We start from the raw sequence: 15,566 nt of genomic DNA, 5'->3' as shown, positions 1-15,566 counted from the left end.
CTGTGTCCATGTCAAAGGTGATTTACAAAAACCTCAATACCTCACCGATTCTTGCGGTGGGTGGCGCCGGGTGCTGGCTGGAGGATGCGGCGGGTAAACGCTACCTCGACACCTGTGGGGGTGTCGCGGTGTCGAGCCTGGGCCATGGCCACCCGCGCATCGTTGCGGCGTTCGAGCGGGAGGCGAAAAAACTCGCCTGGGCCCATGCCGGCAGTTTCACCACGGCGGCAGCGGAGGAACTGGCTGAACACCTGGTGGCCGGCAGCGGCGGCCTGGCGCGAGCGCAGTTTTTGTCGGGAGGCTCGGAGGTGATGGAGTTGGCGATGAAAATCGCCTACCAGTACCAGTGCGAGCGGGGGCTGCCGGATAAGTCGGTGTTTATTTCCCGGCGCCAGAGCTATCACGGCAGCACCCTGGGCACCCTGAGCATTTCCGGTAACCCGCAGCGTCAGTCGGTGTTTGGCCAGTTGTTCCCGGCGGCCGAGTTCGTGTCGCCGTGTTACGCCTACCGTGATCAGCGGCACGACGAAACTGAAGAGCAGTATGCAACCCGCCTGGCCGAAGAACTGGACCAGAAAATCCGCGCCTTGGGCAGCGAAAATGTCGCGGCGTTTTTCGCCGAAACCGTGGTGGGTTCGACCAGCGGCGCTGTTCCCCCGGTGCCGGGTTACTTTCGCAAAATCAAGGCGGTCTGCGAGCGTCACGATGTGCTGTTGATTCTCGATGAGGTGATGGCCGGGATGGGGCGCACCGGCCAGCTGTTCGCGTATGCCGACGACGGCATCGTGCCGGACATGGTCGCCGTGGGCAAAGGCCTGGCGGCCGGTTACATGCCGATTTCAGCGCTGCTCATCAGTGAACAGGTGCATTCGGTGATGGCGCGGGGCTCGGGCGTATTGGGCAACGGCCAAACCCATGTCAACCATCCACTGGCCTGTGCCATCGCCCTGGAGGTGCAGCAGGTCATCGTTGAAGACGAACTGTTGGCCCGGGTGCGCCAGCGCGGCGAGCAGCTGCGCAGTTGGCTCAAGGAAAGCCTGAGTGACCTGGATACCGTTGGCGATGTGCGCGGGCGAGGGTTGTTTGTCGGGGTTGAATTTGTGCAAGACCGCGCCACCAAGGCGCCGTTCAAGGGCGGTGGTGCGTATGCGGCAGCGCTCAAGCAAGAGGCCTTGGCACGCGGCCTGCTGATCTACCCGGGCAGTGGCACCGTGCAGGGCGTACAAGGCAATCATGTGCTGTTTGCACCGCCATTTATCACCCGTGAAGACGAGCTGGCGCAAATGGTTGAACGGTTCAGTGCGGTGGTGCGGGCCGTGGCTCATTAGCCGTCAGGCGATGTATCGCGCGTTCACCCAAATTACGTAGAAATGGAGCAGTGAAGATGCAGACAATCGAGCCGTGCAAGGACAAAGTCCTGCTGTCGGTGTGCACCATGGACTGGTGCGATCATGGGGTGGAATTCGCCAAGACCGTGTTCTCCAACCTTGAGGTGTTTTGTTGGGACCCGGGTGATCCTTACCCTTATCACCTGGATAATTGGGAAGGCGACTGGATCATTTCCTACCGTGGCGATTTCATCTTCCCAGAGAGCATTTATAAAAATGCGCGCAAGGGTGCGATCAACCTGCACCCAGCGCCGCCCAAGTATCGCGGGCTGGGCAGTCAGCATTACGCAATTTACTACAACGATGAAACCTACGGCTCGACGTGCCACCACCTTGCGCCGTCGGTCGACAGTGGCCAGATCATCAATGTTGCGCGCTTCAATGTAGCGCCCGCCGAGACGGCGTCGTCCCTGCGCCTGCATGTCGGGGCCTATTGCTTGCAGCAGTTTATTCATCTGCTGACCGACTACATCCTGGTGGGGCGACCGTTGCCGGTCTCGCCGGAGAATTGGGGGGAGCGGTTGTACAAACAATCGGAACTCAAGCCCTGGATGGAGCAGATTCGTGCCCAAGAGCCGGATCATCGTTGTTTCAAGTAGTTTTTGGGCAAGTCACTTCAAGCCGCTTGTGGCTTGAAGTGTTCACTGCGCGTTGGCGCGACGGGTAAGAGAGCATCTATGTTCGAGTTTTCGAGTTTCGTGGCGGCACTGGGCGTCTACGTGATCGGCACCGCCAGCCCTGGGCCTGGCAATCTGGCGATCGCCAATACCTCCCTCAATTACGGACGCACACCAGGCCTGGCCTTGGCGGCCGGGGTTATTTCCGGGTCGCTGTGCTGGGGTGCGATGACCGCTGCCGGTGTCTCGGCATTGTTGATGTCCAACACCCAGATCCTGCTGTGGCTGAAGGTACTGGGTGCGTGCTACTTGTTCTTCCTCGCCTGGAAGTCCATCCGTGGCGCACTGGCCCACAACGCCACCATGGTGGCACGGGTGCGGGAAAAACAGACCCGAAACCTGGGGTTCTATTTGCAGGGGCTGGGCATTCACTTGACCAACCCCAAGGCGGCCTTGACCTGGTTCACCGTGACCACCGTCGGGCTTAGCGCCAATGCGCCGGCCTGGACCAGTTTTGTGCTGGTGGCGGGCTGTGCGCTGTTGGGGTTTCTGATTTTTTGTACCTACGCCCTGGTATTTTCCGCCCATTCGGCGGAACCGTTTTTCACGCGGACGCGTAAATCATTCGGCCTGATTTGCGGCGCCTTCTATTCATTCGTTGCCATAGGCTTTCTCAGTTCACTGTTGTGACGCCGAATGCTTTCCTGAACCCACCCTGAAGAATCCACCTATTCCCTGTTGGTAAACTTTCCTACGGTTTACTCCCCCGGAGTCGGGGCGTAAACTCCGCGCGTTTTCATCAATAGCGGAGACCCTAAGTGGGTACTTGTTCGAGTGACAGTAGTCGGCCGGTTTCGGTAACCGGCACATACTTGGCAAGGTAACGCGCATTCTTCTGATGCCGTTGTCTCGCCAACAAAGCGAGAAGCGGCATCGCGGCAGCGGCCAGTCCTGGCACCTGCCCCAACCCCTCTCATCGACGCTGACCAGCACCTGATCGCAATCAGGAGGCTACGGACGCGCCTGCCTTTTATGGCCGGCGGGCCAAGCTGACTGTGCCTTTAAAAAGGGCGCAGTGCAGTCGGTCGTACCTGCACGAAGGTTTCCTCGCGCAGGAGTTACACCATGAACCTCACACTGCTGAAAGAGTTCTTCGCCGGTTTCCTGCGGACCCGGCACATTGCCCGGCATTTCCGACGCCTGGCGATGCTCGAGACCGTGACCGACGCCAACGTCAGCCGCGAAGTACCGCCGACCCTGGCGCAAACCCTGGTGGTCGCGGCCAACAGCAGTGCTGTGCAATTGCTGGGCAAATTGGGCAGCCATGTCGAGGGGTTGAGCACCCAGGATTCCGACGCCTTGCGCGTGCAGTACGGCCTCAACGAGGTCGAGCATGAGCAGCCGCTGCCGTGGCGGGTGCACCTGTGGCAGTGCTACAAGAACCCGTTCAACCTGCTGCTGACCTTGCTCGCGCTGATCTCCTTGCTGACGGACGACATCAAGGCGGCCACGGTGATTTTTTCCATGGTGGTGCTGTCGACCCTGTTGCGCTTCTGGCAGGAGGCGAAGTCGAACAAGGCTGCCGACGCCTTGAAAGCCATGGTGAGCAATACCGCGACGGTGTTGCGCCGCGATAAGGCCAAGCGCATTGAGCTGCCGATCAAACAATTGGTGCCGGGTGACCTGATCGTGCTGTCGGCCGGCGACATGATCCCCGCCGACTGCCGCGTGCTCAGCGCCAAGGACCTGTTTGTGAGCCAGGCGGCGATGACCGGCGAATCGATGCCGGTGGAGAAGTTCGTCCACCAGCACGACAGCCAGGCGCGTAACCCGCTGGACCTGGAAAACATCCTGTTCATGGGCACCAATGTGGTGTCCGGTGCGGCGACGGCGATTGTTCTGGCCACCGGCAACAGCACCTATTTCGGCGCGCTGGCGCAACGCGTGACCGCCACTGACCGTGCGACCACCTCGTTCCAGCATGGCGTCAATAAAGTCAGCTGGTTGCTGATCCGCTTCATGTTTGTGATGGCGCCGCTGGTGCTGTTCATCAACGGTTTCACCAAGGGTGACTGGACCGAAGCATTGCTGTTCGCGCTGTCGATTGCCGTGGGCCTGACCCCTGAAATGTTGCCGATGATTGTGACCTCCACGCTGGCCAAGGGCGCTGTGTTCCTGTCGCGCAAGAAGGTCATCGTCAAGCGCCTGGACGCGATCCAGAACTTCGGCGCCATGGACGTGCTGTGCACCGACAAGACCGGCACCCTGACCCAGGACAAGATTTTCCTGGCGCGCCATGTGGACGTGTGGGGCGAAGAGTCTGATGACGTGCTAGAAATGGCCTACCTCAACAGCTACTACCAGACCGGCCTGAAAAACCTGCTGGATGTGGCGGTGCTCGAACACGTTGAAGTGCACCGCGACTTGCAAGTCGGCACGGCGTTCCAGAAGGTCGATGAGATTCCGTTCGACTTCAACCGGCGTCGCATGTCGGTGGTGGTGGCCGAGCAGGGCCAGCCACACCTGTTGATCTGCAAAGGCGCGGTGGAAGAGATTCTGTCGGTGTGCAACACCGTGCGCCATGGTGAGACCAACGAAGCGCTGACCGATGAGTTGCTGGCGCGCATTCGCCAGGTGACGGCGGCCTTCAACGAAGAAGGCCTGCGCGTCGTGGCGGTGGCTGCGCAGCCCATGGCGGCGGGGCGCGACACCTACAGCCTGTCGGATGAAAAAGACCTGACGCTGATCGGCTATGTCGCTTTTCTCGACCCACCCAAGGAGAGCACCGCGCCGGCACTCAAGGCCCTGAAAGCCCATGGCGTGGCGGTCAAGGTGCTGACCGGTGACAACGAACTGGTGACGGCCAAAATCTGCCGCGAAGTGGGCCTGGAACAACAGGGCTTGCTGATGGGCAACGATATTGAAGACATGACCGACGCCGAGCTGGCCAAGGCCGTGGAAACCACCAATGTGTTCGCCAAGCTGACACCGAGCCACAAGGAGCGCATCGTGCGCCTGCTCAAGGCCAACGGGCATGTGGTGGGGTTTATGGGCGACGGTATCAACGACGCGCCGGCATTGCGCACGGCGGATATCGGTATTTCGGTGGACAGCGCCGTGGACATTGCCAAGGAAGCGGCTGACATCATCCTGTTGGAAAAGAGCCTGATGATCCTGGAGGAGGGCGTGCTCGAAGGCCGCCGCACCTTCGCCAACATGCTCAAGTACATCAAGATGACCGCCAGTTCCAATTTCGGCAATGTGTTCTCGGTGCTGGTGGCCAGTGCGTTTATCCCGTTCCTGCCGATGTTGCCGATGCACCTGCTGGTGCAAAACCTGCTGTATGACATTTCGCAGATCGCGATTCCGTTCGATAACGTCGACGACGAAATGCTCGCCAAGCCGCAGCGCTGGCAGCCGGGTGAAGTGGGGCGGTTCATGCTGTTTTTCGGTCCGATCAGTTCGATCTTTGACATCACCACGTTTGCACTCATGTGGTATGTGTTTGATGCCAACACGCCCGATCACCAGACCCTGTTCCAGTCCGGCTGGTTCGTGGTGGGGCTGCTGACCCAGACGCTGATCGTGCACATGATCCGCACCCCGAAAATCCCGTTCCTGCAAAGCCGGGCGGCGATGCCGTTGATGGTGATGACCGGTGTGATCATGGCTGTGGGGATTTTCCTGCCGATGGGGCCGCTGGCGCACTACTTCAAATTGCAGGCGCTGCCGTCGTTGTACTTTGTGTTCCTGCCGCTGATTTTGCTGGCGTACATGGCGCTGACCCAGGCGGTGAAAGGCTTCTATATCCGTAAGTTTGGCTGGCAATAACCGGCCTTATTCCGTAATACCGTTGGCCCATGTGGGAGCAGGCAAGCCAGCGCCCACATGGGCCAACGGTGCAATCAGCTTGCTGCTGCATTCAAGGAGATTTTTTATGCAAGCCATCAACAACATCAACCTCACCACTCTGGTCGACACGTTGGTCAGCCTCACCGCGGCGTTTATCCTTGGTGGCTTGATCGGCTTCGAGCGTCAGTACCGCCAGCGCACGGCGGGCTTGCGCACCAACGTGCTGGTGGCGGTGGGCGCGGCGATTTTCGTCGACATGGCCAACCGCCTGGGCGGCGCGGAAGGTGCCGTGCGGGTCGTCGCGTATGTGGTCTCGGGCATCGGCTTTCTGGGGGCCGGCGTGATCATGCGTGAGGAAGGTAATGTGCGCGGGCTCAACACCGCTGCCACGCTCTGGGCCTCGGCGGCGGTGGGGGCTTGTGCAGGGGCCGACCTGATTCTCGAAGCGCTGCTCGGCACGCTGTTTGTGCTGGCGGCCAATACCTTGCTGCGGCCGATCGTCAATAACATCAACCGTCAGCCATTGGACGTGGTGTCGGCAGAGGTCACCAACATCCTGTATGTCATCGCACGGCGCAGCCAGCAACAGGCGGTGATGGTATTGCTGGAAGCCGAGTTGGCGCGCTGCAACTACCCGGCCAGCGACGTCGACGTACGCCCATTCGGCAGCGAAGAAGTGGAAATCGAGGCCACCCTTGCCGCCACGTCAGTCGATGGTGACGAACTGGATGCACTGGTGGCGCGTATCTCCACATCGACCCTGGTGGTGCAGGCCTTCTGGAGCCCGAGTACCACCGATTAGCCTGCGCCTGCAAAGCATGACCAGACGTTGGCTTGGGAATGCTTTCGCGAGGAAAAGTCCTACATTTGGTTGGGACTATCCCTTCGATTGAAACGTCATTTCGTTGCTAAGGTTGCGCCCTTGCAACTAGCCAGCGGCAGCCGTTTGGCTGTACGTGTTCGGCCTGTTTTCAATCGAAAGGGACCAGGCATAGCCTGGCTATCGTCCTGAGTGAGGGCAGCACCGCTGGTCGGCACTGTCATTTCTCACAGGTACCTGTGTCCCGTGTGGTGTGTAAGTCTACTTACCTCTCAGGGGAGTGTTATGAGCAAAGCGTTAATAGTTGACGATCACCCGTTTATCCGCAAAACCGTCCGCCATCTGCTGACGCTGGAAGGCTTCACTGACATTGATGAAGCGGGTAATGGTGCCGATGCCGTGCAGAAGGCCAGAGAGGGGCGCCCAGCCTTGATCATTCTCGACTTGGCAATCCCGAAGCTGGGGGGGCTGGAGGTGATCGGCCGAGTCAAGGCGCTGGGCTTGCCGTGCAAGATTCTGGTACTGACGTCGTACCTTCCGGAGTTCTTTTCCTCGCGTTGCATGCGTGCAGGCGCAATGGGGTTTGTCGCCAAGACAGGGGAACTGGACGAGCTGCAAAAAGCGATCAAGGCCGTGATGTCCAACTACAGCTGCTTTCCCAGTTTGCCAAGCAGTTCGGTACGCCGTGATGATTTGCAGTCTACGGAGTTGGAGCTGGTGCAGTTGCTGTCGGATCGCGAGCTGGCGGTGTTGCAGATGCTGGCGCTGGGGTTGGGCAATAACGAAATCGCCAATCAAATGCTGCTGAGCCACAAGACCATCAGTACCTATAAGACGAGGCTCAAGGAGAAGCTGCGCATGTCGTCCGTGGTACACATGGCCAAGTTTGCCCAGCGTAATCATCTGATCTGATTTGAAATGACCCATGCCCAGGTTCGAGGGTTCATCACTACGCTGTTGATGAGCCTGCTTCCGATGATGGCTGCGGCCCTTGATGAGCCCCATACCCTGCGGTTGCTGGGGCACTCCAACGTTGACGGTACAGGCCCATCCGTGGTGTTGGGGGAAGCGGACTGGCATTGGCTGCGCGAGCGGCGAACATTGTTGATGGGGGTTTCCGCTCCCGATTACGGGCCTTTCGAACTGACCAATAACAACGACGAGCTTGAAGGCGTCACGGCTGACTATGCGAAGTTGTTCGCACAGTCGCTGAATATCACCGTTGAGGTCCGGCGCTACGATACGCGCGATGAAGTGATCGAGGCGCTCAAGCAGGGCGCCATTGATTTGCTTGGGTCGGCCAACGGGTTTGAAGCAGGTGACCCACAGTTGGTGCTGTCGCGCTCCTATGCCAATGATCAACCGATTCTGGTTACCCGTACCGGAGACACCCAATCCCTGAGCGTCGACCTGGCAGGCAAGCGCGTGGCGATGCTCTATCACTACATGCCGCCCGACGTCGTAGAGGCTTTTTACCCCAAGGCCCACGTGGAACTGTTTCCCTCTATCTTCGAAGCCATCGGCGCCGTGGCATTCGGCCGCGCCGATGTTTATCTCGGGGATGCCATCACCGCCAACTACCAGATCAACCGTAACCACCTCAACAATGTGCAAATGGCGGATTTTTCCATCCTGGAATCCAACGCCTTCGCGTTCGCCGTTACCCGCGACAACACTCGCCTGCTGCGTATCATCAATACTGCGCTGAGGTCGATCTCGGTTAACGAACAGATGGAAATCTTGCGCCGTTGGAGTGCAGGTAACCTTGGCTTTCTGGGGGCCGAACGGCTGCACTTGAGCCGCAGTGAACAGCGCTGGCTCGAGAAGCACCCGCGGGTCCGAGTGGTTGCGTCCGACCTGATGCTGCCATTGGCATCCTTCACGGCACAGGGGCAATTAGAGGGGCTGAGTGCGGACGTTTTATCGAGGATCAGCCTGCGTACCGGTTTGAAGTTCGATGTGGTCTCCGGTGGTTCGATGCCCGAGCAAATTGACGCGGTCAGTAAGGGCCGGGCAGACATGATGGCGGTGGTGGCGCCGAGCATCGAAGACTCTGATCAGGTGCGTTTTACCCGGCCCTACCTGACCAACCCGCTGGTGCTGGTCAGCCGCAGCGACTACCCCGGCACGATGACCCTGGAGGACATGATCGGAAAACGTCTCGCGGTGACCAGCGGCAACGCGCTGCGTGAGGTCATCAATCGGGACTACCCCGGTATCCACTTTGTGGAGGCCGGGAGCCCTACGCAGGCCATGGCCCTGGTGGCCAACGGCAGTGCCGATGGGGCCGTCAATTCGTTGATCTATGCGCGTTACCTTATTGCCTTTCAGTACCGTGACCGCTTGCGCGTGACCAGCACGGTGGGCTCTGATCCGGTACGCATGACGTTCGGGGTCAACCGTGGCGAGTTGGAGTTGTACTCGATATTGGACAAGGCGTTGCTGAGCATCAGCCCTCAGGAAATGGATGAGTTGGCCAACCCATGGCGTGCCGATGTGATCATCGAAGACCATTGGTTGCGCCATCGCAGTGCGATTATCCAAGGGTTTGGCCTGGCGGCGGTATTGCTGCTGGTAACCCTGGGGTGGGCGATTTACCTGCGCAGTCTGATACGCAAACGTGCCCAGGCCGAGCGGGCATTGAGCGACCAGATGCGCTTTATGGGGGTACTGATCGACGGTACGCCTCATCCGATTTACGTGCGCGACCGCCAGGGTCGGCTGATGGCTTGCAACAGTGCGTTCCTGGACGTCTTCGGCTTCAAGCTCGAAGCGATGATCGGCAAGACGGTGACAGAAACCGACACCGGCAACCCGCCGCAGGCCCAATCTTTCCATGAGGATTACCTGCGGCTGATGGAACGTGGCGAGCCGCAGATTCATGATCGGGTACTCAGGTTGCCCGGTGGCAAGGTGTTGACCATTTACCACTGGATGCTGCCGTACCGTGATGGCGACGAGAACGTCGTGGGCATGATTGCCGGTTGGGTGGATGTGAGCGAGCGCCAGCGGCTCCTGGGCCAGTTGCAGGAAGCCAAGGAGGAAGCCGATGCCGCCAACCGTGCCAAGACCACGTTCCTGGCGACCATGAGCCACGAAATCCGCACGCCCATGAACGCCGTGATCGGCATGATCGAGTTGGCGCTTGCCAACGCCGAGCAGGGGCACGCCGACCGCGATGCCTTGGCCGTCGCTTCGGTTGCGTCCCACAGCATGCTGGAATTGATTGGCGATATTCTGGATATTGCCCGGATCGAGTCTGGCCACCTGTCTCTTGCCCTGGAGTCAGCCAACCCGCATGAACTGTTGATGTCGGTGGCACGGGTATTCGAAGGGCTGGCGCGGGCCAAGGGCCTGTCGCTGCAGGTAGAGCTTGAGCCACTGATTGACTGCCCGGTGTTGATCGACCCGTTGCGGTTCAAGCAGGTGGTCTCCAACCTGCTGAGCAATGCCATCAAGTTCACCGCCGATGGCCAGGTTCGGTTGGGCGCACACAGTTCTGCGGCGCCTGATGCAGACCATCTGAGCCTCAGGTTATGGGTAGAAGACACCGGCATTGGCATCAGCGCCGAGGACCAGCAGCGCCTGTTCAACCCGTTTATCCAAGGCAGCAATACCGAGCAGTCGGCGCGCAGCGGGTCGGGTTTGGGCTTGGTGATCAGCCGTAATCTGTGCGAAATGATGGCCGGGAAGCTGCAGTTGAGCAGTGTGCTCGGGCAGGGTACGCGGTTGGATGTGACGTTGACACTTGCCAGGGCGGCTGCATTGCCGCCCGAGGTTTCGGCCCCGGCCCCAGCCGTCCGGCCGACCCGTGTACTGGACATTCTGGTCGTGGATGACTACCCGGCTAACCGCTTGCTGCTGGCCCGGCAACTGAGCTTTCTGGGGCATCGCATTATCACTGCCGAAGAGGGGGTTCAGGGGTTTGAGCGTTGGCAAACCCAGCATCCCGACGTGGTGATTACCGATTGCAACATGCCCCTCAAGGATGGCTATGCCTTGGCACGTGATATTCGTGCGCAAGAGCGTGAGCAAGGGTTGGAACCCTGCCTGCTGCTGGGTTTTACCGCCAATGCACAACCGGAAGAAACCGAGCGCTGTCGGCAGGCGGGCATGGATGGTTGCCTGTTCAAACCGGCCGGGCTTGAGGACTTACGCTCGGCGCTGGCCTCGCTTGCGTTCAGCCCAGGCGTACCCGACGTTGATGGGGTATTGGATTTGGGTTCGCTAAGGGTGGTCACGGGGGACGATCAAGTAGCGCTCAAGGAACTCTTGAACGCGTTGCTCGACAGCCTGGAAACTGACCGCGTGAGGCTCCCGTTGCTGCAGCGCCAAGTCAGTTTTCGCGGGCTGCACGACCTCGCTCATCGAGTCAAGGGCGGGGCGCGAATGGTCAAGGCCCAAGCGCTGACCACCTGTTGCGAAACGTTGGAGAGGGTTTGTGAACGACAGGAGCGCACCGCACTGGGGGCTGCGATTGAAGCGGTAGACGAGGCGATTGACGATTTGCATAAACGACTGAGTGACTACTGCAATCCTTCATGACTGCGGTTTCCGGTCATTCGGTGAATTTGGGAGAACTCCTACGTGAAGGGGGAACATGGCTGATTTTGTCTTCTGGATATGTCTGGAAAATGAGCCGCTCTCATTGACGAGTACTGCCAGCCCAGGGGGTTGCCATGCCGAACAAAGCACTGACCATCCTGATTGCCGATGAACAGCACCTGCAACGGCTGTACATCGAAAAAATGCTCAATCAGTTGGGGTACCACCGGATTGTGCCGGTGCAAACCTACGAAGAAGTCCAGATTCTCACCGCAGTCCCGGCCGAACCCTTCGATGTCTTGATCATCAATGCGGGGCTTGCCGCTCATGTCTGCGGGCCGCAGCCCCAGGTGCGCCATGTGTTGCTCTACGATCACCTGGACCCAGGCCAACCCGCTGGCGCAATGCCGTCTGTGCTGGTACGCCTGCCCGGAGTGCCGGACAACGTCAACCTTGAACATTTCATGGACATCATCGACCCACCCGAGGCCGCCACGGGCCTGCGGGTGTTGCCGTGGCTGCGGGAGTTATCCTGCAGGCCGATAGCGGGGGTTTAATCCCACTTCGGCGCAATGCCCTTGGGGCTGGTCAAGCGGTGGCCACGTTCCAGGCCAGCAATCTGCGCCATGTCGGCAGCGCTCAAGGTCAGTTGCAGGGCCTTGAGGTTACTCTCCAGGTTGGCGCGTTTGGTCGACGACGGGATTACCGCATAGCCCAACTGCATGGCCCAGGCCAACGTCACTTGCGCAGGGGTGGCCTGATGGTGTTCGGCGATTTGCTGGAGCACCGGGTCTTTCAGCACTTCACCGTAGGCCAGGGTCATGTACGACGTGATTTGAATGCCCTGGGCGGTAGCGAAATCCACGACCTTCTGGTTTTGCAGATACGGGTGCAGTTCGACCTGGTTGGTGGCGATGTTCTCGGCGCCCACCGCAGCAATGGCCTGCTTCATCAGGTCAATGGTGAAGTTGGAAATACCGATCTGGCGCGTCAGGCCCAGGCGCTTGGCTTCAAGCAACTGGCCCATGAATTCGGCCACGGGGACTTGGTCTTCCGGTGACGGCCAGTGGATCAGGGTCAGGTCCAGGTAGTCGGTCTTCAGTTTGCTCAGGCTTTCACGCAGGCTGGGAATCAACAAGCCATCGGCAAAATTGGACACCCAGATCTTGCTGGTGATGAACAATTCATCACGCGGCACGCCACTGGCGGCGATGGCGTGGCCGACATCGGCTTCGTTCTCATAGATCTGCGCGGTGTCGATGGCGCGGTAGCCCAGTTCCAGGCCGTTGCTCACGGAGTCGATGACCACCTGGCCTTGCAGGCGGAAGGTGCCGAGGCCGAAGGCGGGAACGTTTTGGGTCGGGATAGACATCAGTAACTCCAGAAGGGGGGTGAACAATGGAGTCGAGTATCCCCGCGTCGTTCCTTCGGAAAAACCGCCGAACCCGAAAAGGACTCTTTACCAGAAGTCACGAGTGGCGTTGCTGCGGATGCTGGATCGGGTGTCGCCCGGTTACCGCGACTGAGGTAGAGTCGTGCAGCCGACTCAACCGCAGGAAATCGCCGTATGACCCAGGAATCCCGTTTCTCCCGCATGGAGCCGGAATTGCGCAAGGCCAATCTGGTCCAGGCGACGCTCACTTGCCTCAAGCGCGATGGCTTCCAGGGCGCGTCGATTCGCAAGATAAGCGCCGAGGCCGGGGTGTCGGTGGGGCTGATCAGTCATCACTATTCGGGCAAGGATGAACTGGTGGCCGAGGCCTATCGCACGATCACCGCCCAAGTCATGAGCCTGTTGCGCGAGACCATGGCCAAGGCGCCACCGCAACCGCGGGAACGCTTGTCGGCGTTGTTTCGTGGCTCCTTTTCTGCGGAACTGCTCGACCCGCAACTGCTGGACGCCTGGCTGGTATTCTGGGGCGCGGTCAAGACGGCTCCGGCGATCAACCAGGCCCACGAACATTCCTATGGCGAGTACCGCACCATCATGCGCTCGGCCCTGACGGACATGGCCAGGGAGGAGGGGTGGAAACAGTTCGACGCCGACCTGGCCGCCATCGGCTTGAGCGCCTTGCTCGATGGGTTGTGGTTGGAGTCGGGGCTCAACCCTGGCACCTTTACGCCGGCGCAGGGCATCCAGATTTGCGAAGCCTGGGTCGACGGCTTGCAGAGTGGCGGTCGCCAACGTTACCAGCTCAAAGCCTGAACCTTTCTCAGCGCCTGGACGCAATGTCCAGGTCGATATTTCCCCCCTGAAAATATTTGCAGTTTGCCGATTGCCTCCTTGCTGAACACTCGTTTAGTATCTCGCCATGTCGCACCCCTCAAGCCAATTAAAATAATTCGAGGAAGCCATGACTACCGATTCGCCCGTGCTTACCCATGTGCAAGCAGGCATTGCCTGGATCACCCTCAACCGGGTTGCCCAGCGCAATGCACTGGACATCCCGACCCTCAAGCACCTGCATGCCTTGCTCGATACGCTCAACACCGACAGCGCCGTGCGTGCGGTGGTCTTGACCGGCAACGGGCGTAGCTTCTGCGCCGGTGCCGACCTGGCGGAGTGGGCCGAAGCCGAAGCCCGTGGCGCCCTGGAAACCTACGGCTGGACCGAAACCGCCCACGCCCTGATTACCCGCCTGCACACCCTCGACAAACCCACCCTTGCTGCGATCAACGGCACCGCCGTCGGCGCCGGCATGGACCTCACCTTGTGTTGCGACCTGCGCATCGCCGCGCAGTCGGCACGCTTCAAGGCCGGCTACACCAGCCTGGCTTACTCGCCGGATGCCGGTGCCAGTTGGCACTTACCGCGCCTGATCGGCAGCGAACAGGCCAAGCGCCTGCTGTTCCTCGATGAACTGTGGAGCGCCGACCGCGCGCTGGCTGCCGGGTTGGTGGGCGAGGTGGTCGCCGATGATCAACTCCACGCCCACGCCACCGAGTTGGCGACGCGCCTGGCCAACGGCCCGACCTTCGCCTTCGCCCAGACCAAGGCCCTGATCCGCGACGGCGCCGATCGCAGCCTGCCCGAGCAACTGCAGGCCGAACTGGCCGCTGGGTTGTTGTGTGGACGCAGTGCCGATGGTGCTGAAGCCCTGCGCGCAGCCATGGAAAAACGCCTCCCGAACTTCTGCGGCAAATAACAACAACACCCCCCGAGCAGGTAGCGCCATGAATTTCCAACTCAGCCAAGAACAAGACATGTTGGTGGACGCGGTACGCAGTTTTGTGATCAAGGAGTTGCTGCCCCATGAGGCGGCGGTGGACCGCGCCGATGAGGTCTCGCCGGCGCTTGCTGCGCAGATTCGTGACAAGGCCATCGCTGCTGGTTTCTATGCCTTCAACATGCCCGAAGAGGTCGGTGGTGGCGGCCTCGATTACCTGTCCCAGGCGCTGATCGAACGGGAGTTGTCCAAGGTGTCGTGGGCACTGCATGTGTTTGTCGCGCGCCCCTCGAAAATCCTCATGGCCTGCACTGGCGCACAGATTGAGGACTACTTGTTGCCCTGCGTGCAGGGCAAGAAAATCGACTGCTTCGCGCTGACCGAGCCGGGTGCCGGCTCGGATGCCAACGCCATCAAGACCCGTGCCGTGCGCAGCGGCGATGACTTCGTGATCAACGGCAGCAAGCACTTTATCAGCCATGCGGGGCACGCCGATTTCGCCATCGTGTTTGCCGTGACCGACACCTATGAATACAACGGGCGCCCACGCAATGAGGTGACCTCGTTTCTGGTGGACCGGGGTACCCCGGGCATGACCATCCGCCGAGGTCCCAAGTGCGTCAGCAACCGCGGCTATCACACCTATGAGATGTTCTTCGACGACTGCCGCGTCCCGGCGTCCAAGGTGCTCGGTGAAGTGGGCAAAGGCTGGGATGTCGCCAATGCCTGGCTCACCGCAGGGCGCGTGATGGTCGCCGCCAATTGCGTCGGCCAGGCTCAGCGGGCGCTGGACGTATCGCTGCAATGGGCGGCGGATCGCAAGCAGTTCGGCCAGCCCATCGGTACCTATCAAGGCGTGAGTTTCAAGCTGGCGGACATGGCCACGCAGATTCGCGCTGCCGAGTTGTTGACCCTGCACACTGCCTGGAAGATGGACCAGGGCCGCATGACCGACGGCGAGGCCGGCATGGCCAAATTGTTTGCCAGCGAAACCCTGGGCAAGGTCGCCGACGACGCCGTGCAGATTTTCGGCGGCATGGGCTTGATGGATGAAGGACCGGTGGAGCGCATCTGGCGCAACGCACGGATCGAACGGATCTGGGAAGGCACTTCGGAAATCCAGCGCCATATCATTGCGCGCGAACTGTTGCGGCCGCTGTTGCGCTGATCGGCGCGG

General features: G+C 60.1%; 12 protein-coding genes. 11 read left to right on the top strand and 1 reads right to left on the bottom strand.

What is annotated here, in order from left to right:
* Positions 1-8 precede the first annotated feature (8 nt).
* The 8 genes from ACDZ94_RS27505 (at position 9) to ACDZ94_RS27470 (ending at position 11,779) form a co-directional block, all read left to right on the top strand.
* Positions 9-1,328, top strand: a complete 1,320-nt coding sequence (locus ACDZ94_RS27505) for an aspartate aminotransferase family protein (RefSeq protein ID WP_432751880.1) — start codon at positions 9-11, stop codon at positions 1,326-1,328.
* Between the two features lie 56 nt (positions 1,329-1,384).
* Entirely contained in the window at positions 1,385-1,987 is a 603-nt protein-coding gene (locus tag ACDZ94_RS27500) for a formyltransferase family protein (protein WP_064451799.1), read from the top strand.
* Between the two features lie 78 nt (positions 1,988-2,065).
* Positions 2,066-2,695 (top strand): LysE family translocator, encoded by a 630-nt coding sequence (locus ACDZ94_RS27495; RefSeq protein ID WP_064451800.1) that lies wholly within the window; start codon positions 2,066-2,068, stop codon positions 2,693-2,695.
* 435 nt (positions 2,696-3,130) lie between these two features.
* Positions 3,131-5,836, top strand: a complete 2,706-nt coding sequence (gene mgtA / locus ACDZ94_RS27490; protein WP_064451801.1) for a magnesium-translocating P-type ATPase — start codon at positions 3,131-3,133, stop codon at positions 5,834-5,836.
* A 106-nt stretch (positions 5,837-5,942) separates the two neighbouring features.
* Complete coding sequence (locus ACDZ94_RS27485; RefSeq protein WP_053255480.1) at positions 5,943-6,659, top strand: MgtC/SapB family protein; 717 nt, start codon at positions 5,943-5,945, stop codon at positions 6,657-6,659.
* Positions 6,660-6,962: 303 nt separating this feature from the next.
* A complete protein-coding gene (locus ACDZ94_RS27480) occupies positions 6,963-7,589 on the top strand; it encodes a response regulator transcription factor (RefSeq protein ID WP_064451802.1) in 627 nt (208 codons plus the stop codon).
* Between the two features lie 6 nt (positions 7,590-7,595).
* On the top strand, positions 7,596-11,222 hold the full coding sequence (locus ACDZ94_RS27475) for a transporter substrate-binding domain-containing protein (protein WP_432751879.1): 3,627 nt from the start codon (positions 7,596-7,598) through the stop codon (positions 11,220-11,222).
* A 134-nt stretch (positions 11,223-11,356) separates the two neighbouring features.
* Positions 11,357-11,779, top strand: a complete 423-nt coding sequence (locus ACDZ94_RS27470; protein ID WP_064451804.1) for a hypothetical protein — start codon at positions 11,357-11,359, stop codon at positions 11,777-11,779.
* Here ACDZ94_RS27470 and dkgB read toward each other — a convergent pair.
* Positions 11,776-12,594 (bottom strand): 2,5-didehydrogluconate reductase DkgB, encoded by an 819-nt coding sequence (gene dkgB / locus ACDZ94_RS27465; RefSeq protein ID WP_432751878.1) that lies wholly within the window; start codon positions 12,592-12,594, stop codon positions 11,776-11,778. The two genes, ACDZ94_RS27470 and dkgB, sit on opposite strands and share 4 nt — an antisense overlap.
* Positions 12,595-12,789: 195 nt before the next feature.
* Here dkgB and ACDZ94_RS27460 point away from each other — a divergent pair, with 195 nt between their 5' ends.
* The 3 genes from ACDZ94_RS27460 (at position 12,790) to ACDZ94_RS27450 (ending at position 15,557) form a co-directional block, all read left to right on the top strand.
* Positions 12,790-13,428, top strand: a complete 639-nt coding sequence (locus ACDZ94_RS27460) for a TetR family transcriptional regulator C-terminal domain-containing protein (RefSeq protein WP_432751877.1) — start codon at positions 12,790-12,792, stop codon at positions 13,426-13,428.
* A 148-nt stretch (positions 13,429-13,576) separates the two neighbouring features.
* Positions 13,577-14,368: an enoyl-CoA hydratase/isomerase family protein gene (locus tag ACDZ94_RS27455; protein ID WP_432751876.1), complete on the top strand. Its 792-nt coding sequence runs from the start codon at positions 13,577-13,579 to the stop codon at positions 14,366-14,368.
* A gap of 28 nt (positions 14,369-14,396) precedes the next feature.
* Positions 14,397-15,557 (top strand): acyl-CoA dehydrogenase family protein, encoded by a 1,161-nt coding sequence (locus tag ACDZ94_RS27450; RefSeq protein ID WP_064451808.1) that lies wholly within the window; start codon positions 14,397-14,399, stop codon positions 15,555-15,557.
* Positions 15,558-15,566 lie beyond the last annotated feature (9 nt).

The sequence above is a fragment of the Pseudomonas sp. UBT genome (assembly GCF_050915955.1).
GTDB classification, from domain to species: domain Bacteria; phylum Pseudomonadota; class Gammaproteobacteria; order Pseudomonadales; family Pseudomonadaceae; genus Aquipseudomonas; species Aquipseudomonas antarctica_A.
The sequence above is the reverse complement of the archived record's forward strand: the minus strand, read 5'-3'. Positions and strand labels throughout refer to the sequence as shown.